The organism is Pseudonocardia sp. TRM90224, from assembly GCF_021245725.1.
In the GTDB taxonomy this organism is placed as follows: Bacteria; Actinomycetota; Actinomycetes; order Mycobacteriales; family Pseudonocardiaceae; genus Pseudonocardia.
The window spans coordinates 165,970-191,221 of sequence record NZ_JAJGSX010000005.1; the positions used below are offsets into that span (position 1 = coordinate 165,970).

At 73.5% G+C, this 25,252-nt stretch carries 21 protein-coding genes; 4 read left to right on the forward strand and 17 right to left on the reverse strand.

Annotated features, from left to right (window positions below):
* Positions 1-39: 39 nt before the first annotated feature.
* The 16 genes from LL648_RS10060 to mraZ form a co-directional block, all read right to left on the reverse strand.
* Complete coding sequence (locus LL648_RS10060; RefSeq protein WP_232662194.1) at positions 40-774, reverse strand: YggS family pyridoxal phosphate-dependent enzyme; 735 nt, start codon at positions 772-774, stop codon at positions 40-42.
* Between the two features lie 59 nt (positions 775-833).
* On the reverse strand, positions 834-1,541 hold the full coding sequence (pgeF, locus tag LL648_RS10065) for a peptidoglycan editing factor PgeF (protein WP_232662315.1): 708 nt from the start codon (positions 1,539-1,541) through the stop codon (positions 834-836).
* 14 nt (positions 1,542-1,555) lie between these two features.
* Complete coding sequence (ftsZ, locus tag LL648_RS10070; RefSeq protein WP_232662195.1) at positions 1,556-2,944, reverse strand: cell division protein FtsZ; 1,389 nt, start codon at positions 2,942-2,944, stop codon at positions 1,556-1,558.
* Positions 2,945-3,081: 137 nt separating this feature from the next.
* The gene (locus LL648_RS10075; RefSeq protein WP_232662196.1) at positions 3,082-3,891 is read right to left on the reverse strand and encodes a cell division protein FtsQ/DivIB; all 810 of its coding nucleotides are present in this window, start codon (positions 3,889-3,891) and stop codon (positions 3,082-3,084) included.
* The gene (gene murC, locus LL648_RS10080; protein WP_232662197.1) at positions 3,888-5,324 is read right to left on the reverse strand and encodes a UDP-N-acetylmuramate--L-alanine ligase; all 1,437 of its coding nucleotides are present in this window, start codon (positions 5,322-5,324) and stop codon (positions 3,888-3,890) included. Before murC ends, LL648_RS10075 begins: the two co-directional genes overlap by 4 nt.
* Positions 5,321-6,409 carry a UDP-N-acetylglucosamine--N-acetylmuramyl-(pentapeptide) pyrophosphoryl-undecaprenol N-acetylglucosamine transferase gene (locus LL648_RS10085; protein WP_232662198.1) on the reverse strand — a complete coding sequence of 363 codons (1,089 nt, stop codon included), beginning with the start codon at positions 6,407-6,409 and terminating at the stop codon, positions 5,321-5,323. The genes murC and LL648_RS10085 overlap by 4 nt, the downstream gene beginning before the upstream one ends.
* Positions 6,406-7,767 (reverse strand): putative lipid II flippase FtsW, encoded by a 1,362-nt coding sequence (gene ftsW, locus LL648_RS10090; RefSeq protein WP_232662199.1) that lies wholly within the window; start codon positions 7,765-7,767, stop codon positions 6,406-6,408. The genes LL648_RS10085 and ftsW overlap by 4 nt, the downstream gene beginning before the upstream one ends.
* Positions 7,764-9,134 carry a UDP-N-acetylmuramoyl-L-alanine--D-glutamate ligase gene (gene murD, locus LL648_RS10095; RefSeq protein WP_232662200.1) on the reverse strand — a complete coding sequence of 457 codons (1,371 nt, stop codon included), beginning with the start codon at positions 9,132-9,134 and terminating at the stop codon, positions 7,764-7,766. The genes ftsW and murD overlap by 4 nt, the downstream gene beginning before the upstream one ends.
* Positions 9,135-9,248: 114 nt before the next feature.
* Positions 9,249-9,452, reverse strand: coding sequence for a hypothetical protein (locus tag LL648_RS10100; RefSeq protein ID WP_232662201.1), 204 nt, complete (start codon positions 9,450-9,452; stop codon positions 9,249-9,251).
* Positions 9,453-9,737: 285 nt separating this feature from the next.
* Positions 9,738-10,799 carry a phospho-N-acetylmuramoyl-pentapeptide-transferase gene (gene mraY / locus LL648_RS10105; RefSeq protein ID WP_232662202.1) on the reverse strand — a complete coding sequence of 354 codons (1,062 nt, stop codon included), beginning with the start codon at positions 10,797-10,799 and terminating at the stop codon, positions 9,738-9,740.
* Positions 10,796-12,199 carry a UDP-N-acetylmuramoyl-tripeptide--D-alanyl-D-alanine ligase gene (locus LL648_RS10110; protein ID WP_232662203.1) on the reverse strand — a complete coding sequence of 468 codons (1,404 nt, stop codon included), beginning with the start codon at positions 12,197-12,199 and terminating at the stop codon, positions 10,796-10,798. Before LL648_RS10110 ends, mraY begins: the two co-directional genes overlap by 4 nt.
* A 48-nt stretch (positions 12,200-12,247) precedes the next feature.
* The gene (locus LL648_RS10115) at positions 12,248-13,786 is read right to left on the reverse strand and encodes a UDP-N-acetylmuramoyl-L-alanyl-D-glutamate--2,6-diaminopimelate ligase (protein WP_374112016.1); all 1,539 of its coding nucleotides are present in this window, start codon (positions 13,784-13,786) and stop codon (positions 12,248-12,250) included.
* 125 nt (positions 13,787-13,911) lie between these two features.
* Positions 13,912-15,627, reverse strand: a complete 1,716-nt coding sequence (locus tag LL648_RS10120; protein WP_232662204.1) for a peptidoglycan D,D-transpeptidase FtsI family protein — start codon at positions 15,625-15,627, stop codon at positions 13,912-13,914.
* Between the two features lie 134 nt (positions 15,628-15,761).
* Positions 15,762-16,580, reverse strand: a complete 819-nt coding sequence (locus LL648_RS10125) for a hypothetical protein (RefSeq protein WP_232662205.1) — start codon at positions 16,578-16,580, stop codon at positions 15,762-15,764.
* 64 nt (positions 16,581-16,644) lie between these two features.
* Positions 16,645-17,631, reverse strand: coding sequence for a 16S rRNA (cytosine(1402)-N(4))-methyltransferase RsmH (rsmH, locus tag LL648_RS10130; protein ID WP_232662206.1), 987 nt, complete (start codon positions 17,629-17,631; stop codon positions 16,645-16,647).
* A 164-nt stretch (positions 17,632-17,795) separates the two neighbouring features.
* Positions 17,796-18,227 (reverse strand): division/cell wall cluster transcriptional repressor MraZ, encoded by a 432-nt coding sequence (gene mraZ / locus LL648_RS10135; protein ID WP_232662317.1) that lies wholly within the window; start codon positions 18,225-18,227, stop codon positions 17,796-17,798.
* A 437-nt stretch (positions 18,228-18,664) separates the two neighbouring features.
* Here mraZ and LL648_RS10140 point away from each other — a divergent pair, with 437 nt between their 5' ends.
* From LL648_RS10140 to LL648_RS10150, 3 genes are read left to right on the forward strand one after another with little or no spacing between them, the layout of a single operon-like run.
* Positions 18,665-19,666, forward strand: a complete 1,002-nt coding sequence (locus LL648_RS10140; protein ID WP_374112017.1) for an AAA family ATPase — start codon at positions 18,665-18,667, stop codon at positions 19,664-19,666.
* 19 nt (positions 19,667-19,685) lie between these two features.
* Positions 19,686-20,945 carry a DUF58 domain-containing protein gene (locus tag LL648_RS10145; RefSeq protein WP_232662207.1) on the forward strand — a complete coding sequence of 420 codons (1,260 nt, stop codon included), beginning with the start codon at positions 19,686-19,688 and terminating at the stop codon, positions 20,943-20,945.
* The gene (locus LL648_RS10150) at positions 20,942-23,212 is read left to right on the forward strand and encodes a transglutaminase family protein (RefSeq protein WP_232662208.1); all 2,271 of its coding nucleotides are present in this window, start codon (positions 20,942-20,944) and stop codon (positions 23,210-23,212) included. The genes LL648_RS10145 and LL648_RS10150 overlap by 4 nt, the downstream gene beginning before the upstream one ends.
* A gap of 162 nt (positions 23,213-23,374) precedes the next feature.
* On the opposite strand, the gene LL648_RS10155 is transcribed toward LL648_RS10150, so the two are convergent.
* A complete protein-coding gene (locus LL648_RS10155) occupies positions 23,375-23,977 on the reverse strand; it encodes a TetR/AcrR family transcriptional regulator (RefSeq protein ID WP_232662209.1) in 603 nt (200 codons plus the stop codon).
* Positions 23,978-24,049: 72 nt separating this feature from the next.
* On the opposite strand from LL648_RS10155, the gene LL648_RS10160 reads away from it, so the two are divergent.
* Positions 24,050-25,219 (forward strand): DUF418 domain-containing protein, encoded by a 1,170-nt coding sequence (locus LL648_RS10160; protein ID WP_232662210.1) that lies wholly within the window; start codon positions 24,050-24,052, stop codon positions 25,217-25,219.
* The last annotated feature ends 33 nt before the right edge of the window (positions 25,220-25,252 follow it).

Consider the following 25,252-nt stretch of genomic DNA (forward strand, 5'->3'; position numbering starts at 1 on the left):
GACGCCCCCGACGGCCGGTCGCCCACGAGCTACCAGCGATCACCGGGAGGTTAACGGGCGTTCCCCCACAAGAGCCGTTCCGACACGCACCACGTCCGATCCATGACGGATTGCCACTTCCAGGTCATTGCTCATTCCGGCCGAAATCGTCGTGGCCTGCGGGTATGCGGCACGCAGTTCTTCGGCAGCCTTCGCGACCTCGGCGAATGCACTGTCCGGATCGGACTCGAGCGGAGCGACGGCCATGAGCCCGTCGAGGCGCAGCCCGGCGCACCCAGCGACGTGCTCGGCGACGCGCAGCAGGTCCGTTCGGGGCACACCACCCCTTCGTGGGTCCCCGTCGACGCTGTACTGGAGCAGAACCGGTAACGGAGCGAGGCGCTCGCCGGTGTCCTGCGCGCGCTGGGCGGCGTCGTCGAGGGCGTCGGCGAGCCGGACGGAGTCGACCGATTCCACCCGATCGGCCCAGCGAGCGACCGCCTTCGCCTTGTTCCGCTGCAGACCGCCGATGAAGAACCACTTCGGTTTCGCCCCCGGACGCAGCTCGGCGACCTCGGCAACCTTCACCCCGGCCTCCTGCACGCGGTTCTCCCCGAACGTGTCGAGGCCGAGATCGAGCAGCAGCGCGACGTCCGCGGCCGGGATCGTCTTCGTCACAGCGAGCAGCCCGACCGAACCGGGAGCGCGCCCGGCCGCCACGCATGCTTCGTCGATCCTGGCGCGCACGGCGACCAGCCGGGCGGCGAGCTCACGCTCTCGTTCTGCGGTACCCACGCTCACATCTAAATGTGTTCGGCGCCGCAGCCGGGCGCGGGGAGGGCGGCGCGGCGCGGTCAGTCTTGGTGTAGCCAGGTGATGGCGGCCTGGCGGCCGGTGGGGCCGTCGCCGCGGTGCGAGTAGAGGGTCGGCTCCTCGTTGGTGCAGCGCAGGTCGGCGCCGACCTTGCCCACGCCGAGCGCGGTGAGCTGGTGGTAGATCCCGGCGCGCAGGTCGAGCCCGGGTGTTCCGGCCCGGGTGCGGACGGCGCTGCCGGGCAGCGCGGCGTCGACCTCGGCCTGCATCGCGGCCGGCACCTCGTAGCAGGAGCCGCAGATGGCGGGCCCGAGCAGCACCTCGATGGCGCGGCGGCGCGCACCGAGCGCCTCCATCGCCGCGACGGTCGCGGGGACGACGCCGGCCGCGGCGCCCACCCGGCCTGCGTGCGCGGCCCCGACGACGCCCGCGCCGGGGTCGGCGAGCAGCACCGGCACGCAGTCGGCGGCGAGCACGGCGATCCCGACTCCGGGCAGCGCGGTTACGACCGCGTCGGTGTCCGGCCGGTCCGGTTCGCCCGGCTCCGGCACGGTGTCGACGGTCGCGACCGTGGTGCCGTGCACCTGTTTCAGGAACACCAGCGGGATGCCGAGCTCACGGGACGCCCGTGCGCGGTTCGCCGCCACCGCGGCCGGGTCGTCGCCGACACCTGCGGAGAGGTTGAACGTCGCGAACGGTGCGACGGAACGCCCCCCGGCGCGGGTGGTGATCACCCGCCGGGGACGCAGCCGTGCGGGCACCGTCAGCGCTTCATGAACGGCGGGACGTCCACGTCGTCGTCGAAATCGAGGTCGGCATCGGTGCGCGGCTCGGTGTAGAGCGGCGGCACCGGCGACTCGACCACGGGCTCCGGACGCTGCGGCACCCGCTGCACCGGAGGCGTGTACGGCGGCGCCGGAGGCGGCAAAGTCCCGCTCTGGTGGCTGCTCCCGTACGCGGCCGGCTGCGACTGGGGCTGGCTGACCGGCGGCGCAGGCGGCTGGGCCGGCGGCGCGACGGGCGGCGGAGCCGATTGAACAGGTGACTGAGCAGGCGGCTGGGCGGGCGGCGGGGTCGTCGCGGCCGGCTTGGCCCCGTTCCCGTTGCCGTTCCCGTTGGTGGTCCCGCTCACCCCGGGCGCGATCACGCCGTTGCCCTTGTTCTGCGACGCGATCATGGGGGGATCGAGCTTCTTGTGCGTCGGCCCGCCGGACTCGAAGCCCGCCGCGATGACGGTGACGCGGACCTCGTCGCCGAGCGAGTCGTCGATCACCGTTCCGAAGATGATGTTCGCCTCGGGGTGGGCGGCCTCCTGCACCAGCGACGCGGCCTCGTTGATCTCGAAGAGGCCGAGGTCGGAGCCGCCCGCAATGGAGAGCAGCACGCCCTGCGCGCCGTCCATCGACGCTTCCAGCAGTGGGGAGTTGATCGCCTTGCTCGCCGCTTGCACGGCACGGCCCTCACCTCGCGAGGACCCGATGCCCATCAGCGCGCTGCCGGCACCGGACATGACCGACTTGACGTCGGCGAAGTCGAGGTTGATCAGGCCGGGGGTGGTGATCAGGTTGGTGATCCCCTGCACACCGGAGAGCAGCACCTCGTCGGCGGAACGGAACGCGTCCATCAGCGAGACGCCGACGTCGCCGAGCTGCAGGAGCCGGTCGTTGGGGATGACGATGAGCGTGTCGCACTCGTTCCGCAGCTGCTGGATGCCGTCCTCGGCCTGCCCGGCCCGGCGCCTGCCTTCGAACGTGAACGGCCGCGTGACGACACCGATGGTCAGCGCGCCGAGCTTGCGCGCGATCGACGCGACGACGGGCGCGCCACCGGTGCCGGTGCCGCCGCCCTCGCCCGCGGTGACGAAGACCATGTCGGCCCCCTTGAGGACCTCCTCGATCTCCTCGCGGTGGTCCTCGGCGGCCTTGCGGCCCACATCGGGGTTGGCGCCTGCACCGAGACCGCGCGTCAGCTCACGCCCGATGTCCAGCTTGACGTCGGCGTCGGACATGAGGAGGGCCTGCGCGTCGGTGTTCACCGCGATGAACTCGACGCCCTTGAGGCCGACCTCGATCATGCGGTTGACGGCGTTGACACCGCCGCCACCGATTCCCACGACCTTGATCACGGCCAGGTAGTTGTGCGGGGGCGTCATATGGGCGCACCTTCCAGTCAAGCTCGGGTCCGTCCCCGGGGGTCCGGGCCATCAGGGGAAACGCTAGGTTGCGATCCGGGCGTGGTCCAGCAGGCGCGCCGCGCGCGTGCAACCCCCCGACCGGGTCGACCTGCGCGTTATCGGCGGATAGTCGGCAGTTCCGGGCTCGTCACGTCGTACACCTTTCCAGGCTGGGTGAGCAGCGCGGCCAGCGCGGTCGACTTGTCCGCGGCCCGGTCCGGCGCACCCCAGCGGACCAGGCGGTCCTCGGTGAGACCGAACGTCACCTGGCCCGGCGCACCGGTCGCGGCGACGGCGACGTCCACCGTCAGCACCTGAGCGCGCAGCGGCGGGGGCAGCGCGACGAGCGCCCCGATCGCGGCCTGTGTCGCCGGGTCGTCCGGGCCGGCGATGCCGAGCGTCAGCCGGGGCAGCTCGACCGGGACGACACCGCGGTAGACGACACCGCGGGTGTCGACGAGCGATTCGCCGTCGACGGTCTGCACCCTCGCCACCGGGATCCGTTCGACCACGTCGATCGCCACCGTGTGCGGCCACGAGCGCCCTACCTGCACCGACGCGACCGCTGGGAGGGTGGCGACCCGCGTCGCGACGGCACCGGTGTCGACCTCGGCGAGCGGGCGACGCATCTCGACGGCCGCGACGGCCAGCACGTCCTCCACGGCGATCGTGGTGGTGCCGGCGACGGCGACGTCCTCGACGTCGAAGAGCCCGGCGTCGTAGAGCAGCACCCGACCGCCCAGTCCCAACCCGACGATCAGTACGAGCCCGATCAACAGCGCGGCGAGGCGGCGCCGCCGGTAGTCGCTGCGGGTCGGGCGCCTCGGCCGTTCACGGGGTGCCTCGCGGGGCGGGCGCCTGCGACCGCGCCGCGCCGGCGGCGGGGCGGCCGACGGCATTGGCCCGCGGGCTCCCGTCCGGGTCACGGCGTGGCCCTGGTGCCGTCCACGTGACCCGCGCCGAGCTGCAGGAGGATGTCGGCACCGAGCACGGTGACGTCCCCGGCCCCCATCGTGATCACCAGGTCGCCGGGCCGCGCGAGGCCGGCCACCACACCGGGCACGTCCGACCAGCGCGGCACGTAGTGCACGTGGTCGGCCGGCAGCGTGACGGCGTCGGCGACGAGCGCGCCGCTCACGCCGGGCTCCGGATCCTCGCGCGCGCCGTAGACCTGCAGCACCACGACCTCGTCGGCGATGCCGAGCGCCGCGCCGAACTCGCGGGCGAACTCCCGCGTGCGGGAGTAGAGGTGCGGCTGGAAGGCGACGACGAGCCGGCCGGGCCCCTCGCCCAGCACGTCGCGGGCCGCACGCAGCTGGGCGGCGACCTTCGTGGGGTGGTGCGCGTAGTCGTCGTAGACGGCGACCCCGCCGGCCCGACCGCGGAACTCGAACCGCCTGCGCACGCCGTCGAACGCGGCGAGCCCGTCCAGCGCCGCCTCGACCGGAGCGCCGAGCTCGACGGCGGCGAGGAACGCACCCAGCGCGTTGAGCGCCATGTGCTCGCCGGGCACGGCCAGCCGCAGCGTGTGCTCGACGTCGCGGTGGCGCAAGGTCACGACGGCACCGGCGCCGTCGGGGCGGAAGTCGAGCAGCACGGCGTCGGCGTCCGCATCGGCGTCCACAGCGCGGCCGTAGCGCAGCACCCGGATGCCCCGCTCGTGCGCGACCCCGGCCAGCGCGGCGGAACCGGCGTCGTCGGCGCAGGCCACGAGCGCCCCACCTGGGGTGATCCGCCCGAGGAACGTCGCGAAGGCCTCGACGTAGGCGTCGGCGCTGCCGTAGTGGTCGAGGTGGTCGGCCTCGACGTTGGTGACGATCGCGACGTCGGGCGAGAAGGCGAGGAACGACGCGTCGCTCTCGTCGGCCTCGGCGACGAAGATCTCGCCGCTGCCCTCGTGCGCACCGGAGCCGGACGACGTGAGGTCGCCGCCGATCGCGAACGACGGGTCGAGGCCGCAGTGCTGCAGTGCGACGGTCAGCATCGACGTCGTCGACGTCTTGCCCGCCGTTCCCGTGACGCACACGAGCCTGCGTCCGAGGGTCAGCCCGGCCAGCGCCCGCGCCCTGTGCACGACCTCGAGGCCGCGCTCCCTGGCGGCGGCCAGCTCGGGGTTGGTCTCGCGGATGGCCGTCGAGACGACGACCGTCGCCGGAGCCTGCGGGAGGTGCGCCGGATCATGCCCGACGTGGACGGTCGCGCCCAGCGCGCGAAGCGAGAGCACCGCGGGCGACTCCTTGGCGTCCGACCCGGACACCTCGACCCCGCGGGCGAGCAGGATCCGCGCGATGCCGCTCATCCCCGCCCCGCCGATGCCGATCAGGTGCACGCGGCCACCGAGCGTCTCTGCCCCCGTCATCGGGTCCCACTCCTCGTCCCGACCACGCCCAGCACCAGCGCGGCCAGCTTGTCGTCGGCATCGGCGTGGCCGGAGGCGCGAGCCGCCTTGCCCATCAGCTGCAGCCGGTCGTCGTCGGTCAGCAGCGGCAGTAGCTCGGCGAGCACCCGCTCGCCGGTCAGCTCCGGATCGGCCACCAGCACGCCACCGCCGGCCGCGACGACCGGTGCGGCGTTGAGCGCCTGCTCGCCATTGCCGATCGGGAGCGGCACGTACACGGCGGGCAATCCGACCGCGGTGACCTCGGCGACCGTCGTCATGCCGCAGCGGCCGAGCACGGCGTCGCTCGCGGCGTAGGCGAGGTCCATCCGGTCGATGTAGGGCAGGCCGACATAGCCGGGGGTCTCCTTGGCCGGCGTGCCGGCCTTGCCGTACGCGTGCAGCACCGAGATCCCCGCGTCGATGAAGGCCGGCAGCGCGGCCGCGATCGACGAGTTGAGCGTCCGGGCGCCCTGCGAGCCGCCGAAGACCAGCAGCGTGCGGCCGTCGGCCGGCAGGCCGAAGTGGGCCCGGGCCTCGGCCCGCAGCCCCGCCCGGTCCAGCCCGGTGATCGACTGCCGCAGCGGCATCCCGACCACCTGCTCGTTGCGCAGGCCGCTGCCGGCGACGGCGACGGCCACCGCGTCGGCGAACCGGGCACCGACCCGGTTGGCCAGGCCGGCGCGGGCGTTGGCCTCGTGCACGACGATCGGCACGCGCCCGCGCGCGCCGAGGTAGGCGGGCAGCGCGACGTACCCGCCGAAGCCGACGACGACGTCGGCGCTGGTCTCGGTGAGCACCGCGCGGACCCGCGCGATGGCCGCGCGGACCCGGCCCGGCAGCCGCAGCAGGTCGGCGCTCGGCTTGCGGGGCAGCGGCACCGGCGGGATCAGCTCGAGCGGGTAGCCGCGGGCCGGGATGAGCGTGGAGTCGAGGCCGCGCGCGGTGCCGAGGGCGGTGATCCGCGCGTCCGGAACGGCCCTGCGCACGGCGTCGGCGAAGGCCAGCGCGGGCTCGATGTGCCCGGCCGAGCCTCCCCCCGCGACGACGACGGAGAGCGGGCTCATCGGGCCCTCCCCCGCTGCGGCGGCTTGCGCGGCACCGGGACGCTGGCGGTGGCGACCGGCTTGTACGGCTGCGGGGGCGGCAGCAGGAGCATCTTCGCGATCCGGCCCTGGCCGTGCTGCCGCAACGCGGCGATGGCCTCCGGTTCGTGGCGTGCCGCGTTGGTCAGCACCCCGAAGACGAACATGGTGACCACGAGCGACGAGCCTCCAGAGGAGATCAGGGGGAGCTGCAGCCCGGTCACCGGCAGCAGCCCCACGACGTATCCGATGTTGATGGCGGCCTGCGCGACCAGCCACGTCGTCGAGGTGGCGACGACGATCTTGAGCCACGGGTCGGTGTTGCGGGCGGCGATGCGCAGCCCGGTGTAGGCCAGCGCCGCGAACAGCGCGAGCACCGCGAAGGCGCCGATGAAGCCCAGCTCCTCGCCGATGACCGCGAAGATGAAGTCGTTGTGGACGTTGGGCACGTACTTCCACTTGCCGCGGCCCTGGCCGAGTCCCTGCCCGAACAGCCCGCCGGCCGCGAGCGAGTACAGCCCCTGGTTCGACTGGTAGATGCTCTTGAGCGCCTCGGGGCTGTCGGGGTTGAGGAAGGCCGTGATGCGTGCGGAGCGGTAGCTCGCGGTCAGCGCCAGCGTGATCGCACCCGCCACCGCGCCGCCGGCGAGCGTCAGCAGCAGCCGCATCGGCGTGCCCGCGTAGTAGAGCAGCGCGATCAGCACGATGCCGAGCGAGATCGTCATGCCGAGGTCGGGCTGCAGGAGCAGCAGCAGGAACAGCAGCGCCGTCACCGGCACGACGGGCGAGAGCGCGTACTTCCACCGGTGCATCACCGCGCGGCGGGCGGCCAGGACGTGCGCGCCCCACAGCGTGAGGGCGACCTTCACGCCTTCCGACGGCTGGAGCGTGAACCCGCCGATCGCGAACCACGCCTTCGAGCCGCCGCGGACCTCGCCGATGAGCAGGACGGCGACCAGCAGCCCGATGCCGATCACCATGGTCACCGGGGCGAGCGAGCGCAGCGTCTTCGGCGGGATGCGCAGGCCGATCCAGAACATGATCACGCCGGGCACGCAGAACATCAGCTGCTTCGCGAACACCGAGTACGACGAGTTGTCGGCGACGTAGGCCACCACCGACGACGCCGAGAGCACCATGACCAGCCCGAACAGCGTCAGCAGGCCGAAGACGCCGAGGATCAGGTGCAGCGAGGTCAGCGGGCGGCGCAGCCAGACGCCCAACGCGATCGCGGCCCGCCCGATCGCCGCGCGCAGGCCAGTGACCTGGGTGCCGGTCCGCTTCGCGGGTGCGCGTCGCGCCTTGGCCCGCGCGCCGTCGGCACCGGCGGCGCCGCTCATGCCAACTCCGCTCGCGGCAGCTCCGCGACCGCGGCGGCGAACGCCGTGCCGCGGTGCGCATAGTCGGAGAACTGGTCCATCGACGCCGCGGCCGGGGCGAGCAGGACGACGTCGCCCGGCCGGGCGAGGGCGGCAGCACGCCGCACGGCGGTCGTCATGGGTGCATCGTCGCCTGCCGCGACCTCGACGACGGGGACGTCGGGCGCGTGTCGCGCGAGCGCGGCGACGATCTGCGCACGCTCGGTGCCGATGACGACGGCCGCGCGGAGCCCGCCGGCGTGCTCCGCGACCAGGGTGTCGACCGAGGCGCCCTTCAGCAGGCCGCCCACGATCCAGACGACCGGGTGCCGCTGCGCGCCCAGCGACGCGGCCGCCGCGTGCGGGTTGGTGGCCTTGGAGTCGTCGAGGTAGTCGACGCCGTCGACGGTGCCGACGGACGCGCCTCGGTGCGGCCCGGAGCGGAAGCCCTCGAGGCCCTTGCGGACGGCGTCGGCCGGCACGCCGTAGGTGCGGGCCAGCGCCGCAGCCGCGAGCGCGTCGGTGATCCCGGACGGCCCCCCGGGCACGACGGCGGCGGCCTCGATCAGCTCGCCCGCGTCGAACGCCCTGTCGACGAGCAACCCGTCCTCGACCCCGAGCTGGCCCGGCCCGGGCGCCGCGAGCGTGACCCCGACCTTGCGCCGCGCCGGCGAGGCGGCGAGCAACGCGGCCGCCGCCGGGTCGTCGACGCCCGCGACCGCGATCGGCCCGAGCAGCGCCCGCGCCTTCGCCGCGGCGTAGGCGGCCATGCTGCCGTGCCAGTCGAGGTGGTCCTCGGCGACGTTCAGCACGCAGCCCGCCGCGGGCAGCACCGACGGCGACCAGTGCAGCTGGAAGCTCGACAGCTCCACGGCGAGCACCTCGTGGCCGTCGACAGCCGCCGTCACGACGGGGTGCCCGATGTTGCCGCAAGCGATCGAGTCGAGCCCGGCGGCGCGCAGCATCGAGGCGAGCATGCCGACGGTGGTCGTCTTGCCGTTCGTCCCGGTGACGGCGAGCCACGCGGGCGGCTTCGCCGCGGCCTGCCCGATCCACCAGGCGAGCTCCGGCTCCCCCACGATCGGGACACCCGCCGCAGCGGCCGCGGCGACCAGCGGGTGGTCGGGCCGGCGACCCGGCCCCGTCACGATCAGCTTCGTGCCCGGTGGCACGGCATCGGGATCGGTGCCGGCCTCGGCGCCGGACGGGAGATCGGCCAGCCGCGCCGGCACCGCGTCGGTGACGGTCACGTGCGCTCCGAGCGCGACGAGCGCCTCAGCGGCGGCGAGCCCGGACACCCCCGCGCCTGCGACGACGACGCGGGCGCCCCGCAGCTGGGATGGCTGCATCGAGATCGACGTGCTCCTCAATGGGTGGCGGTGCGTACGCGGAAGCTTCCCATCCCCGCCCGTTCGCGGATGCGAGGGGGCCGGGACCGCAGGCCACATCCCGAGGTGCTCGGCCTACTCCTCGTCCAGCGCGCGGTCGACCTCGTCATCGGAGACGTCCGCGACACCGAGGCTCTGAAGTATCTTCGCCGTGCGCAGATCCGCCTTGACGCTCGCCCTATGAAGCTTGTACAGCGTGTCGCCGTAACCGCCTTCGACATCGGCCAACCGGGCCTCGAGCGCGAGAATCCGACGCTCGAGCGTCTGCAGCGATGCCATCTAGCTCGTCCCCCTGGTCAGTGATCCGGCGTCTCAGGTGTGTCCGGCCACTGACTGGACCCACGCCCTCCGCGCCGAAGGATAGCGGGCAGCGCCCACGCCAGAGAGGCCGTCGTCGCTACTTCCGCCGAAGGGGCTGGCGCCGTCCAGGACAGGCCCTCCGCGCGCCCCCGTACGTCGTCTACCTGGTGCGTTCCCCGCATGCGAGGGCAGGAAAGCCACTTTCCTGCCCTGTGAGGGCCGGAAAGTGGCTTTCCTGCCCTCCCCGGGGTGCGCCGCCCGCTGCTACTGGTAGTTCAGCCAGTCGCTGTAGAACAACCCCAACCCCAGCGCCGCGCACATCGCCGCCAGCAGCCAGAAGCGGATGATGACGGTCGTCTCCGCCCACCCGGCCAGCTCGAAGTGGTGGTGGAAGGGCGCCATCCGGAACACGCGCCGTCGGGTCGAGCGGAACACGGCGATCTGCAGCGCGACGGACAGCGCCTCCACCACGAACACGCCGCCGATCACGACGAGGAGCAGTTCGGTGCGGGTCACGATCGAGAGGCCCGCGACGAGCCCGCCGAGGGCGAGTGAGCCGGTGTCGCCCATGAAGATCCGGGCGGGGGCCGCGTTCCACCACAGGAACCCGATGCAGCCGCCCATGGCCGCGGCGGCGACGAGCGCGGTGTCGAGCGGGTCGCGCACCTGGTAGCAGCCGGCCGCGGCGACCAGCTCGCAGCTGTTGCGGAACTGCCAGAACGCGATGATCGTGTAGGTCGCGAGGACCATCGCGGACGTGCCGGCGGCGAGCCCGTCGAGCCCGTCGGTGAGGTTCACGGCGTTCGACCAGGCGGCCACGACCAGGTTGGCCAGCAGCACGAAGCCGATGGCGCCGAACGACAGCACGGTGATGTCCCGCACGAACGACAGGTTCGCCGAGCCCGGCGTGAGCCCGCGCTCGTCGGCGAAGCGCAGCACCAGGATGCCGAAGATCGTCGCGGTGAGGATCTGCCCGACCAGCTTCGACGTCTTGTTCAGGCCGAGGTTGCGGGCGCGGCGGATCTTGATGAAGTCGTCGAGGAAGCCGACGATGCCCAGCGCCGTCGTGAGGAACAGCACGAGCATCGCCGACGCCGTCACCGGTTCGCTGGTGAGCAGGTGCGAGGCGAGGTAGCCGAGCCAGATCGAGAGCAGGATCGCGACCCCGCCCATCGTGGGCGTGCCGCGCTTGCTCTTGTGCGACGACGGGCCGTCCTCGCGGATCTCCTGCCCGAAGCCCTGCCGCGCGAAGAACCGGATCAGGTACGGGGTGAGCAGGATCGAGACGGCGAGTGCGACGCCGGCCGCGATGAAGATGCCTCTCACGTCGCCGCCGGTGCTTCCGCGAGCAGGCGCTGCGCGACCCGTTGCAGGTCGGCGGCGCGCGAACCCTTCACCAGCACGACGTCACCCGGCGCGAGCTCCGCCTCCAGCATGACGACAGCGCTCTCGACGTCCGGGACGGACCGCTGCGCGGGGTAGTCCGGCGCCCCGACGGCGAGCACCTCGGCACCGAGCGAACGGGCGGTCTCGGCGATGCCGCGGTGCGCCGGGACGGTCTCCCCGCCCAGCTCGCCCATGGGCCCGAGCACGGCCCACGTGCGCCTGCCCTCCCCCACGGCGGCGAGCGCGCGCAGCGCGGCGCGCATCGAGTCGGGGTTCGCGTTGTACGCGTCGTTGATCACCGTGACGCCGTCGGCCCGCTCGGTCACCTCCATCCGCCACTTCGACGCCGCGGTGGCTCCGCTCAGCGCCGCGGCGACAGCCTCCGGGCTCGCGCCGCACTCGAGGCCGACGGCCGCGGCGGCGAGCGCGTTGCCGACGTGGTGCTCGCCGACCAGCTGCAGCGCCACCTCGGCCGAGCCGGCCGGCGTGACCAGCGTGAACCGGGGGCGGCCGGCGTCGAGGACGACATCGGTGGCCCGGACGTCGGCGTCCGGCCCGAGTCCGTAGAAGACCTTCCGGGCCGCGGTCCGCCCGGCCATCGCGACGACGTTGGCGTCGTCGCCGTTCAGCACGGCAACGCCGGCGGCCGGCAGCGCCTCCACCAGCTCGCCCTTGGCCAGCGCGATGCCCTCGATCGAGCCGAACTCGCCGATGTGCGCGCTGCCGACGTTGATCACGACGCTGATCCGTGGCCGCGCGATGCGGGCGAGCGCGGCGATGTGCCCGACGTTGCGTGCGGAGTACTCCAGCACGAGGTGGCGGGTGTCCCGGTCGGCGCGCAGCGCCGTCCACGGGAGGCCCAGCTCGGTGTTGAACGAGCCCGGCGGCGCCACCATCGGCCCGAGCGGCGCGAGCACCGCGCCGATGAGGTCTTTCGTCGACGTCTTGCCGGAGCTGCCCGTGATCCCGACGAGCGTCAGATCCGGCAGCGCGCCGAGCACGTGGACGGCGAGCTTCGCCAGCGCGGCCAGCACGGCCGCGCCGGAGCCGTCGGGGTCGACGTCGTCGAGGTAGGTGCCGGTGGCCCGGGCCGCGGCCGGCACGACGACCGAGGGCAGGTCCAGCTCACGCGCGGTGAGCACGGCGCTCGCCCCGGCCGCGACCGCGGCGTCGGCGAAGTCGTGCCCGTCGACGCGCGCGCCGGGCAGCGTCAGGTAGAGCGCGCCGGGGCCGGTCGCGCGCGAGTCGAACTCGACGGAGGTGATCCGTTCGTCGCCGGTGGCGTGCCGCAGCTGCCCTCCGGTCACGGCGGCGATATCGGCCAGCCGCATCTCGATCATGCTGTCGTCCTGATCATCGGTCGTATCCGATCATGTGGGTGGACGTCACTACCGGGTGCCCCGCCCGCGCGCCCCCAGGATCCCCGCCAGCTCGGTCACGTCGTCGAAGGGGTGCTTGACCCCGTCGATCTCCTGGCCGCTCTCGTGGCCCTTCCCGGCGACGACGACGGCATCCCCCGGCCGTGCCGCCGCAACGGCGGCCGCGATCGCGGCCCGCCGGTCGCCGATCTCGCGCACCTCGCCGTGGTCCGGCTCGGCGAGCGCCCCCTCCAGCATCGCCGCCCTGATCGCGGCGGGGTCCTCGCTGCGCGGGTTGTCGTCGGTGACGACGAGCAGCTCCGCGCGTCCGGCCGCCGCCGCGCCCATGAGCGGGCGTTTCCCGCGGTCGCGGTCGCCACCGCAGCCGAGCACGACGAGCAGCCTGCCCGGCACCTCCGCCCGCAGCGTGTCGAGCAGCGCGGCGACGGCGGCCGGCTTGTGCGCGTAGTCGACGACGGCGAGGAACGGCTGCCCCTGCTCGACCCGCTGCATCCGGCCCGGCACCGTGACCTGCGCGAACCGCTCCGCAGCCACGCCGGCCGGCACCCCGGCGGCGTCGAGGCACGCCAGCGCGAGCACCGCGTTGGCGACGTTGAACGCGCCCGGCAGCCGGATCGTCACGGACAGCCGCTCGCCGCCGGGTGTGACGGCCGTGAACGACTGCGACCCGTCGGGCGCGGTCACAGCGCCGACGGCCCGCCAGTCGGCCTCGCCGGTGGTGGAGACGGTCACCGCGGTGGGGTGCTGCTTCGCGAGCGTGCGGCCCCACTCGTCGTCGACGCAGATCACGCCGTGCTGCGCGCGCCCGTCGAACAGGGTGGCCTTCGTCGCGAAGTACTCGTCCATGTCGCGGTGGAAGTCGAGGTGGTCCTGCGACAGGTTGGTGAAGGCCGCGACGGTGAACCGCGCACCGCCGACCCGGCCCATCGCCAGCGCGTGGCTGGAGACCTCCATCGCGACGTCGGTGACGCCTTCCTCGACCATCACCGCGAAGAGCGCCTGCAGGTCGGGCGCCTCCGGCGTGGTGAACGCGCTGGGCAGCGCCCTGCCGTCGATGCGGGTGCCGACGGTCCCCACCAGCCCGGTGGTGCGGCCCGCCGCGGCGAGCCCCGCTTCGAGCAGGTGCGAGACGGTGGTCTTGCCGCTCGTCCCGGTCACGCCGATGATCGACAGCCGTGCCGTGGGGTCGCCGTAGACGCGCGCGGCGGCCGCCCCGACGACGTCGCGCGGGGTCGGGTGCACCAGTACGGGCACCCCGGCGAGCGCGGGGCGCTCGGCGCCCGCGGGATCGGTGAGGACGGCGACCGCGCCCGCCTGCAGCGCATCGGCGGCGAAGTCGGCGCCGTGCGCACGCGCTCCGGGCAGCGCGGCGAACAGGTCCCCGGGCCGGGCGTCGGAGGCCCGCAGCGTGACGCCGGAGACCTTCCGGGAGCCGTCCGCGGCGGGCGCGGGCACCCCGATCGCCGACGCCACCGCGCGCAGCTCGACCGGAGGCAGCGACCGCGGTCGGGCGGCGGCATCCGTGGCTGCGGAACGAGCGGGCGACACGACGCAGAAGGCTACCGGCGCCGCGGTGCCACGCCCCTCGCGGCACCGGTCGACCGTCGACAACGACGTTATGGCTGTTTCCGCACCCGCGGAACAGCCATTACGTCGTTGTCGACGCGTTGCGGCTATGGCGCGACCAGCGTCTGGACGAGCGGCGGGTCGTTGGAGACCGGGATCCGCTCGCGCTGCGCGAGGTAGGTGGCGATGTCGTGGAAGAGCGGTGCCGCGCTCGTCCCACCGCCGGGGGCGTCCAGCATGATCGCGATGACGTAACGCGGGTCCTGCGCGGGGATCATGCCGGCGAACGTGATCCAGTACGTCGAGTTCGAGTAGCAGCGGCACCGCGGGTCGATCTGCTGCGCCGTGCCGGTCTTGCCGGCCACCTGGTAGCCGGGTACGGCGGCCTGCGGGCCGGTGCCGCGCTGGGCGCCGCGCACGTCCTGGGTGACCGCGATCAGCATCGTGCGCAGCGTCGCCGCCGTCTCCGGCGAAACCACCTGCACCGGCGCCGGTGGCGGCGGGACCTGCCGCACGCCGTCCGGCCCGATGATCGAGGAGACGATCCGCGGCGGCACCCGCAACCCGTTGTTGGCGACGGCCTGGTACATGCCGGCCATCTGCAGGACGGTCATGTTGAGGCCCTGCCCGATGGGCAGGTTGCCGAACGTCGAACCCGACCACGACTCCAGCGGCAGCACCGAGCCCGGCGCCTCGCTCGGCAGCCCGACGCCGGTCTTCGTCCCGAGGCCGAACTTCGCCAGCATCTCCGCGAACCGCTGCTTGCCGACCTTCTCCGCGGTCATCAGCGTGCCCACGTTGGACGACTTCGCGAGCACGCCGGTGAGCGTGTAGCGCTCCGGGCCGTGCTCCCACGCGTCGCTGATGGTGCGGTCCGCGACGCGGATGCTGCCGGGGACCGTCAGCACGTCGTCGGGCTTCGCGACGCCCATGTCCAGCGCGGCCGCCATCGTGACGATCTTGTTGACCGAGCCGGGCTCGAAAACGTTGGTCACCGCGGCGTTGCCGGTCTGCTCCGGCGGATACGCGCCATAATTGCGCGGGTCGAACGAGTGTCCCGTCGCGAGCGCCAGCACCTCCGCCGTCGACGCGTCGAGCACCACGGCCGACGACGTGGGCTTCGCGCCGGTGCGGGCGACGTAGTCGCTGAGCGCGCGCTGCACGGTGAACTGCAGGTCGGAGTCGAGCGTCAGCTGGATCGTCGAGCCCTTCACCGCGGGGCGCTCGAACCTGATGCTGCCGGGGATGACGGTGTTGCTGCCCTCCGCCGTCGCCGCCTCGCGCTTCCCCGGCGCGCCGGCCAGCACGTTGTCCTGCGAGCTCTCCAGCCCCAACCTGCCGCTGAGCGTCTCGCGCTCGCCGTCCCACCCGGCGGCGCCGATGACGTTGGCCGCGAGCGTCCCGCCCGGGTACTGCCGGTCCTCCCGGCTCTCGACCTTGATCTCCACGAACTTCTTGCCGAGCGCACGGCCGATCTCGGGGTCGGCCTTCGTCGCGAGCACCACGTACCCGCGGTCGGTGGTCAGCTTCGCGAGCACGGAGGCCTCGTCCTGACCGGTGCCCTGCGCAACCGCGCGCGCCATCTCGGGGATGTACGTCGCCGCGTCGGCCCGCTTCGCGATGATCTTCGGGTTCGTGGTCAACGCGGCCGACTCGATGCTGAAAGCGAGCGGCGAGCCGAGCCGGTCGAGGATCGAGCCGCGCTCGGCCAGCAACGTCACCGGAGTGGTGGTCTGCCGGTCCGCCGCCGCGCGCAACTCGTCGGCCTGGATCGTCTGCACCCAGACGAGCTTCAACGTCGCGACGGCCAGGACGACGACCATGATGATCCGGCCGACCTTGTACCTGTTCGCCCTACCGCGGGCGCGAACCGGCGCGGTCGGACGCCGCGGCGCAGCAGATCGGACCGCGGCCGGGCTACGGGCTCCGCCCCTCGACCGGGGCGGGGCCGACGTCATCAGCCGGGACCCGCGCCGGCCGGCCCTCCGACCGGCGCAGCGGGCTGGGCCTGGTTGGCGTCCGGCTGCCCTTGTCCGGCCGCGCCGTCACCAGCGCCATTGCCGTTGGTGGCCGCACGCTCACCCCGCTCGGGCTCGGCCGCCGCTTGCACGGCCGGGTCCTGGACAGCCGGGGGCTGGACAGCTGCCGGATCCTGGGCCGGCGGAGCCTGTGCTGCCGGATCCTGGACGGGCGGCGCGGACCGCTGTGCCGGCGGCGCCGGGTGGCTGGCGGCACGCGGCTCCCCGATGACCGTCACGCTGCCGTCCGGGGCGACGACCAGCCGGGCCGGGTCCTGCACCCGCACCATGCCCAGCTCCGACGCACGGCGCGCCAGCTCCGGCGCCGACTGCATCGCGGCGACCTCGCGCTGGAGCTTCTCGCTCTGCTCACGCAAGGAACGCGCGTTGTCGCGGGCGTCCTTGAGCTGGTAGGAGTCGGCCGTTGCTGCGGTCGAGAGCCACAGCGTCGCGACCAGCGCCGACGCCAGCAGCGCCATGACCAGCAGCACGAACTGCGCGCGCCCGGGAGGGCTGACGGTGCGCACGACCTTCTCGCCGACCGCGCTGCCCACAGCGCTGCCCACGAGCCGCCGCAGCCGTTCGTTGCGCTTCGCGTACGCCTTGCCCGCCGCCCCGGTCCCGGCCGCCCCAGCGCGGTCGGACCGGCGGGTGGTCGTGGCGGGCGTCTCGGACGACCGCGCCGGACGCTGGGCGGGGATCGTCGTCGCGCGGGCCCGCGTGACTCGCGCGGTGCGCTCTGTGACCGGAGCACTCATCGTGGCCGCCCCTCCTTCCGCTGGTCGATCGGTCTCACATCCGCTTCCGGGCAGTTGCCGTCGTTCACGCTGCTACCTCCCGGATCCGTTCCGCCGCGCGCAGCCGCACCGACGCCGCACGCGGGTTCTCCGCCACCTCGTCCTCGCCGGCCTGCTCGGACCCGCGGGTCAGCAACCGCAGCTCGGGGCCGTGGCCGGGCAGCTCGACGGGCAGGTCGACGGGTGTGGTCGAGCTGGCCCGCTCCGCGAGCACCCGCTTGACCATGCGGTCCTCCAGCGAGTGGTAGGCCAGCACGACGATCCGGCCGCCGAGCGCCAGCGCGTCGACCGCCGCCGGGAGGGCGCCGCGCAGTGCTTCCAGCTCGCCGTTGACCTCGATCCGCAGCGCCTGGAACGTGCGCTTCGCCGGGTGTCCCCCGGTGCGCCGCGACGCTGCCGGGACCGAGTCGTACAACAGCTCCACCAGCTCGGAGCTGCGCTGGAACGGCGCCTGCGCACGCCTGCGTGCGACCGCAGAGGCGATCCGGCCGGCGAAGCGCTCCTCGCCGTACTCGCGCAGCACCCTGGCCAGCTGCGGCACGGCGTAGGTGTTCAGGACGTCCGCCGCGGTCGGGCCGGTGGTCGGGTCCATCCGCATGTCGAGGTCGGCGTCGCGGGCGTAGGAGAACCCGCGCTCGTCGGCGTCGAGCTGGAGCGACGAGACCCCGAGGTCGAAGAGCACGCCGTCGACGGCGGGGATGCCCAGCTCGTCGAGCACGTCGGTGATGCGGTCGTAGACGGCGTGCACGAGGTGCGTCCGGTCGGCGTGCGCAGCGAGCCTGCGGCCGGCGAGCTCCAACGCCTGCGGGTCGCGGTCGAGCCCGACGAGGGTGAGCTGGGGGTGCTCGGCGAGCAGCGCGGCGGCATGCCCGCCAAGACCGAGCGTGGCGTCGACGACGACCGCCGGCCGGCCGGAGAGGGCCGGCGCCAGCAGCTCGGCGACGCGGGTCAGGGCGACCGGAACGTGCTTGGCCCCAGCCTGCCCGCTCCCGCCTTCAGCGTGCTGCCCCACAGCCCACCTCCCTGCCCCGTGTCGCCGAACCGCAGCTGGCCCGTGCTCCCAGCCGGGCCGACCGGCGATGCCGCCGCCCGGCAGACCTGGCACCGGGGAAGGTGTGCCAGGGCTACCGGGTGGCGGCACCGCCGGGTCCATCTGGCACCCGCGTCCCGTCCCGGCTAGATGAGGCCGGGAAGTACCTCCTCCTGCGCCTGCGCGTAGGTGTCCTCGTGCTCGTCCTGATAGCGCTGCCACGCGGCGGCGTCCCAGATCTCCGCCCGCGTGAACGCGCCGATGACAACGCATTCCTTGGTGAGTCCCGCGTAGCGCCGCAGCTCCGGGGTGATGGCTATGCGGCCCTGCGCGTCGGGGTTCTGCTCGTCGGTCCCGGAGAACAGGTTGCGCTGGAAGACCCTGGCCGACTCGCTCGTGAGCGGCGCCGACGCGACCTTGCGGGCGAGCTCCGTGAAGGCTTCGCGGGTGAACACGTACAGGCAGTGGTCCTGCCCCTTCGTGATCATCAGCCCGCCTCGCAGCTCGTCGCGAAATTTCGCGGGCAGCGTCAACCGCCCCTTGTCGTCCAGCTTCGGGGTGTAGGTGCCGAGGAACACCGGCCCCACCTCCACCTGCGGCCTCCGTTGTGCCCCAGCGATCACCACACTACCCCACTTCGCACCACCGTCAACCGGAACAAGCCGCCAAACGGCAGGTGACGATCAACAAACCTGCAGGTCAGAGGCAGGGGGGCGAAGTGGGGGGCCGCAGGGCACCACCCGGTTGCGGTACGGCCGGAACGCTCCGTAGCGGTCCGAAAAGGTCTCTACAGCCCTCGAAATCCGGGCGAATGGGGGGTTGTGGGGCCATCCGAACGGCCGCTGTGGGGCACGGTGGGGGGACCTGCAGAATGGCGCCGGCCGACCGGGCGAGCGGCACTGCCGATGTTTGAGAGACTATTCGCTGGTCCCGGTGAGTTCGGGGGCCGGGAACGGCCGAGAACAGCCCGAGAACAGCCCCGAGAACAGCTCTGCGAGCAGCGCGAGGAGGTCGAGTGACCACGACGAGCAGTCGCCCCGGGGTCGACGGGGATCCCGTCGGGCTGGCCGAGGTGGCCGATCTGGCCGGTCGCATCGCCACGAACGTCCAGCGGGTCATCGTCGGCAAGCCGGAGGTCGTGCGGCTTGCGCTCGTCACGCTCCTCGCCGAAGGGCACCTGCTGGTCGAGGACGTGCCTGGGGTCGGGAAGACCTCGCTGGCCAAGGCGCTCGCCCGGTCCATCGACTGCTCGGTGAGCCGCGTGCAGTTCACCCCCGACCTGCTGCCCGGCGACATCACCGGGATGTCCATCTACAACCGGCAGACCACCGAGTTCGAGTTCCGCCCCGGCCCGGTCTTCGCGAACATCGTGATCGCCGACGAGATCAACAGAGCGTCGCCGAAGACGCAGTCGGCGTTGCTGGAATGCATGGCCGAGCACCAGGTCACCGTCGACGGCGCCACCTACGCGCTGGCGAACCCGTTCATGGTGATCGCCACCCAGAACCCGGTCGAGATGGACGGCACCTACCCGCTGCCCGAGGCGCAGCGCGACCGCTTCACCGCACGCATCAGCGTCGGCTACCCCGACGCGGCCGCCGAGCTGGCGATGGTCGACGAGCACGCGATGCAGGACCCGATGTACATGCTGCGTCCCGTCACCGACGCGCGCCGGCTCTGCGCGGTCATCGAGGCGGTGCGCCGCGTGCACGTCGGGCCGGAGGTCCGGCAGTACTGCGTCGAGCTGGTCGGCACCACCCGCCGCCTCCCAGACGTCCGGCTCGGCGCATCGCCGCGCGCAACGTTGCAGCTGGTGCGCGCGGCACGGGCACAGGCCGCGCTGGCCGGGCGCGGGTTCGTCGTGCCCGACGACGTGCAGTCGGTCGCCGTGCCCGTGCTGGCCCACCGGTTGCTGCTGACCCCGGAGGCGCAGGCGTCGCGGCGTTCGGCGTCCGACCTCGTCCGGACCCTCGTCGGCAGGCAGGCCGTGCCCGCGCCGGCCCGACCGGGCGCCTGACCGCCGGGATCGCGGGCGGATGGCTGGCGGCGGCGCGCCGGGCAGGTTCTCGGGCCTCACCACGCGGGGGCGCTGCCTGCTGGCGGGCGGCGGCGCGACCGCGGCGTGCGCGATCGTGCTCGACGAGCGCGACCTGCTGCGGATCGGGGTGTTCGTGGCGTTGCTGCCGCTGCTGGCGCTGCTGCTCGCCGCGCGGACCCGGCGGGTCGTGCGGGTCGCGCGCGAGCTGAAACCGCCACGGCTGCCCGTCGGCGGCGAGGCCACCGTCGAGCTCAAGCTGCGTGGCACCACATTGCTCGGGGCGTTGCGGCTGGTCGACACCGTGCCCGACGCCGCAGGCCCGCAACCGCAGGCCCCTCCCCGCTTCACCGTGCACCGCCTGTCGCGGCGCGGCGGCGCGCGGCTGCGCTACCCGCTGCGGCCGGTGCTGCGCGGCGTCCACCGCGTCGGCCCGCTCGCCGGGATCATGACCGACCCGCTCGGGCTGGCCGAGTTCCAGCGCGAGCTCGACGGCTCCGAGCGGCTGCTCGCGTTGCCGAGGGTCGTCCCGCTGCGCGGCGAGCCGGCCGCGCTGGGCACCGGGGAGGGCACGCCCGGCGCGTCGCTCGCCCACCAGGGGCAGGGCACGTCGGACGTGCTGGTCAGGCCCTACCGGTTCGGCGACGAGATCCGCAGGGTGCACTGGCGCAGCACGGCCCGGCACGACGAGCTGATGGTGCGGTTGGAGGAGCGCCCGTGGCGCGGCGGCATGACGGTGCTGCTCGACCGGCGGGACGGCGCGCACCGCGGGCGCGGCTCCGACTCGAGCCTCGAGTTCGCCGTGACGATGACCGCGAGCATCTGCGCGCACCTCATCCGCCGCGGTGAGCCGGTCGCGATCGTGACCGAGGAGGGCACCCCGTTGACCGGCGGCCCGGCCACGACGACGAGCGTGGAGCCGCTGCTCGACGCGCTGGCGGCGCTGCGGCCGTCGGCCCGCACGGATCTCGCGGGGCCGGAGCTGGCGCTGGGCAACGACGTGCTCGCGGTGCTGGGCATGGTCGGCCCCGGTCAGATCGAGGCACTGCTCGCGCGCCGGACGGCGCCGGGCCACGCGGTGCTGCTGGACACCTCGACGTGGGACCCGGCCGGCGCCGACAGCCGGGCGGGTGCCACCGCGGCGATGCTGCGCGGGGCGGGCTGGCGGGTCGCGGTGGCCACCGCCCGGTCCACCCCGGAGCGGGTGTGGGACGACCTCGTCACCGGCGCGGCCCCCGACGCCATGCGGGGTGGGTCGTGAGCGCGCCGGCCCCGCCCCGGCAGGCGCCGGCCGGTCCGGCTGGACCGGCTGGACCGGTCGAGCCGGCCGAGGAGACCGAGCGGCGCCCGAAGCGGCCCATCCCGTGGTTCACGGTCGCCGGCAGCGGTGTGGCCGTGCTGCTCGCGGGCGCGCCGGTGGGGGCGATCGTGCAAGGCGGCGGCTGGGTCGGGTACGCCGCGATGATCACCGTGCTGGTCACCGCGGTCGGGCTGGCACTGCACCGGTTCGGGCCGGTGCTCGTCGCGCTCGCGCAGAGCCTGGCGGTTGTCGTGCTCCTCGCCGCGGTGTTCGCGGGGGACGGCGTGTTCGCGCTGCTCCCGACGGGTGGGGCGCTGAGCGAGTTCGGCGCGCTCGTCTCTGGAGCAGGCACCCAGATCAACACCGGCACGGCTCCCGTACCGCCGTCGCCGGAGATCCTCTTCCTCGTCACGGCGGCGTTCGGCGTGCTCGCGGTCGCCGTCTACCTCTCCGCGGTGGGCGCGGGTGCACCCGCTGCGGCCGGGGTGCCGCTGCTCGCGGTGTTCGCCGTACCCGCCGCGCTCGCCGACGACCTGCTGCCGTGGTGGGCCGTCGTGTGCGCGGCGGCCGGGTTCGGACTGCTGCTCGTGACCCGCGAGGGCGCCCGTCGCCAAGCGGCCAACGGCACGATGGTCGTCGCGGGCGCCGCGGTCGTGGCGCTGCTCGTCGGCGCGGCGGCCGGGATGGTCGGCACGTCCGGCCGGTTCGACAGCGGGACGGGATCGGGCGGCTCGGGCAGCGCGATCGGGCTCAGCCCGTTCACGGCGCTGCGCGGCCAGCTCACCCAGAGCACCCCGTCGGAGCTGCTGCGCGTGCGCGGCCTGCCGCAGGCGACCTACCTGCGCGCGTTGACGTTGCGCGACTACGTGCCCGACGCCGGCTGGCAGGCGACCCGGCCCGATCCCGGCGTCGCGCTGCCCGGGACGATCACGGCGGGCGGCGGGACCCGTCCCGCCGACGTGCAGGTCGAGAACGTCGGCTTCAGGGACTACTGGCTCCCGGTCTTCGGCAGCCCGCTGGAGATCACCGACATCTCCAGCGACAGGTGGGTGTACGACACCCGCAGCGGCACCGCGTACACGTCCCGGCCGCGCGAGGAGGGGTCGTGGCGCGAGCGCACCGACCTGGCCACGCCGAGCGTCGCGCAGCTGCGCGCGGCGACGGGGCCTGCGGCGCCGGGCCCGGACTACCTGAACACGCAGGGCGTCGACCCGCGGGTGATCGCGCTCGCGCAGCAGATCGTGCAGGGCGCGCCGACCCCGTTCGACAAGGCGCTCGCGCTGCAGAACTTCTTCACGGGCCCGCAGAGCGAGTTCCGCTACAGCCTCCAGACCGCACCCGGCGGCGGCGACGACGCGCTCGTCGAGTTCCTCACCGTCGGGAAGGTCGGCTACTGCGAGCAGTACGCCTCCGCGATGGGCGTCATGTTGCGCGCAGCGGGGCTGCCGGCGCGAGTGGCGGTCGGGTTCACCGGGGGCGTCGAGTCGGAGGACTACCGCTCCATCACGACGTCCGACGCGCACGCCTGGGTCGAGGCGTGGTTCCCCGACGTCGGCTGGACCGCGTTCGACCCGACCCCGCTCACCGACGGCCGCACGATCACCCCGCCGTACGTGCTCGAAGCGCAGGCCGAGAACAACGGCAACGGCGAGGACGGCACCGAGGAAACGCCGGGCGAGGAGGAGATCCCGGTCGCTCCGGAGCCCGTCGAGGCAACCCCGCCGCCGACCGCCCCGGAAGCGCAGACGCCGGCCGCCGAGCCAGGGTTCAGCCTGCCGATCTGGCCGTTCGTCGTCGTGCTCGTGCTGGCCGCCGTCGTGGTCTCCCCGACGCTCCTGCGGTCGCGGGAACGCAAGCGCCGGCTCGCCGCCGCCGCCGGCGGTGGGCCAGGAGCCGCGGAGGCGGCGTGGGCCGAACTGCTCGCGGAGTCGGCCGACCGCGGCACGGCCGGCAAGGAGAGCGACACCGTCCGGGTCGCGGCGCGCCGGCTCGTCCGCGAGCACGGCCTCGATCAGCCCGCACAACAGGCCTTGCGCCAGGTCGTCGGGACGGTGGAGGCGAGCTGGTACGGCGGCGCGCACCCGGCACCCGGCGACCTCGACGCACCCGTCCAGACCGTTCGCGAGGGCATCACCGCCGGCAGCGGGCTCACGCTGCGCGAGCGGCTGATCCCGCGCTCGCTCCTGCGCTTCCGGCGCAAGCGCAGTGACCCCGGACCGGACGAGTAGCAGCACCGCCTGGTCGCCGCGACCGCCCCGCGACGACCGGAGCCAGATGCGTGCGTTCCGCACGCGTGGGCAGGAAAGCCACTTTCCGGCCCTCACAGGGCAGGAAAGTGGCTTTCCTGCCCTGCCCCCGGGCCCGGCAGGGACGAATCGACGTGGGCTCGCTCAGGTCGGTTCCGGTAGCTGCAAGATCCTCAGCAGCTCGTCGAGCCCGGCGGTGATGTCGGCCGTCGGCGCCCCGGGCGGCCTGGCGAGCATGGCCGCGCTGGTGCCGTCGAGGACCGAGCTGAAAAGGCGGGCCAGCGCCGCGTGATCGTGGCCCGGAGCGATCTCGCCCTCTGTTTCGGCCGTCGCGAAGACCGAGACCAGGATCTCCTGGAAGCCGCGGTCCTGCTTCTCGACGACGTCGGCGAAGTCGGCCCGCGTCGCCGCCTTTGCAACGAAGGCGTGGTAGACCCGCGCCTCGGTGATGCGTTGCTCGTCGAGGGGTAGCAGCTCGTCGACGATCCGGCGCAGCGTCGAGAGCACCGGCCCGCGGAACGGCACCCGCCGGATGCGCTCCCCCGTCATCTCACCGGAGAGCCGCAGCGCGAACAGCAGCATCTCGTCCTTCGTGGCGAACTGGCGCTGCACCATGCCCAGCGAGGTCGCGGCCTCGGCGGCGACGGCACGCAGGCTCACCCCGTCGAGCCCGTCCCTGGCGACCACGCGCAACAGCGCGGACCCGATGGCATGCCGGCGGGCGTCCGGGACGGTTGTGATCGCCATCTGCGGAGTATGCCGTATCTCAGGTGATACATTCGTATCGCTAGCGATTCATATGACTCCCAGGAGCCGCTCGTGACAGCACCACCGCCATCACGCCGGGTCGAGGCGCTCGATGTCCTGCGGGGCATCGCCATCCTCGGTTCGCTCGGGACCAACATCTGGTTGTTCACCGATCCCGCAGGGCCGTCGAGCGGGCCCAACCCGCCCCCGTACGACTCGTTCCCGCACGGCGTCGAGGCGTTCCTGTCGTTCCTCGCCAACGGCAAGTTCATCGCGCTGCTGACCGTCATGTTCGGGATCGGCCTGGAGATCCAGTACCGCTCCGCGCGCCGACGCGGAACCGGCTGGCCGGGGCGCTACCTCTGGCGAGCGACCTTGCTGTTCGCCGAGGGCCTCGTGCACTACGTGCTGATCTTCGAGTTCGACGTGCTGATGGGGTATGCCGTTGCGTCGGTCGTCGTGGCCTTCCTGGTCGGCCGGACCCTGCAGACGATCAACACCTGGATGTACGCGGCCGGCGGGCTGCACACCGCCCTCGTGCTGGCGCTCGCGGCCATCGCGCAGGGCCCGCCCGCCAACCGGACGAGCCGTCCGGACCTGTTCTCCGCGGGCAGCTACCTCGATCAGGTCCAGGACCGCATCGACCTCTGGTACGTCTACCGCGCCGAGTCGATCCTCATGCTCCCCATGGCCGTCACGCTGTTCCTGGTCGGGATCCGGCTATGGCGGGCGGGGGTCCTCATCGACGACCACGTGGGCGCGGCGCTGCGCAAGCGACTGACGGTTGCCGGGCTCGGGATCGGCCTGCCGCTGAACTTCGCCGCGACGCTGCTGCAACAGAACAACCTGATCAGCCGATACCTGCTCGCGCCGGTGGTGGCCGTCGGGATCCTGGCCATGGTCACCACGATCGTCCTGCGGATGTCCGGCGCACCCGGCCTGCTGCGCCGAGGCGTCACAGCGCTGGGCCGGACCGCCCTCACCGGGTACATCCTGCAGAACCTGCTGGCGTCGATCCTCTGCTACGGCTGGGGCCTCGGGCTCGCGCTGACGCTCGCCGGGAGTCGCCCCTGGTGGACGATCGCAGCATGGGCGCTGCTCTCGGCAGCGCTGATGGCGTTCGCCGCGCTCTGGCTGCGCCGGTTCGGCCGAGGACCCGTTGAGCTGTTCTGGGACTGGGCGCAGAGGGCGCCGTTCAGCGCGGGACGGAAGGCCGCAACACGAACGGCACCCCTTGGCTGACGAGGTGTCAGCCGCGAGGTGCCGTTTCGCGAC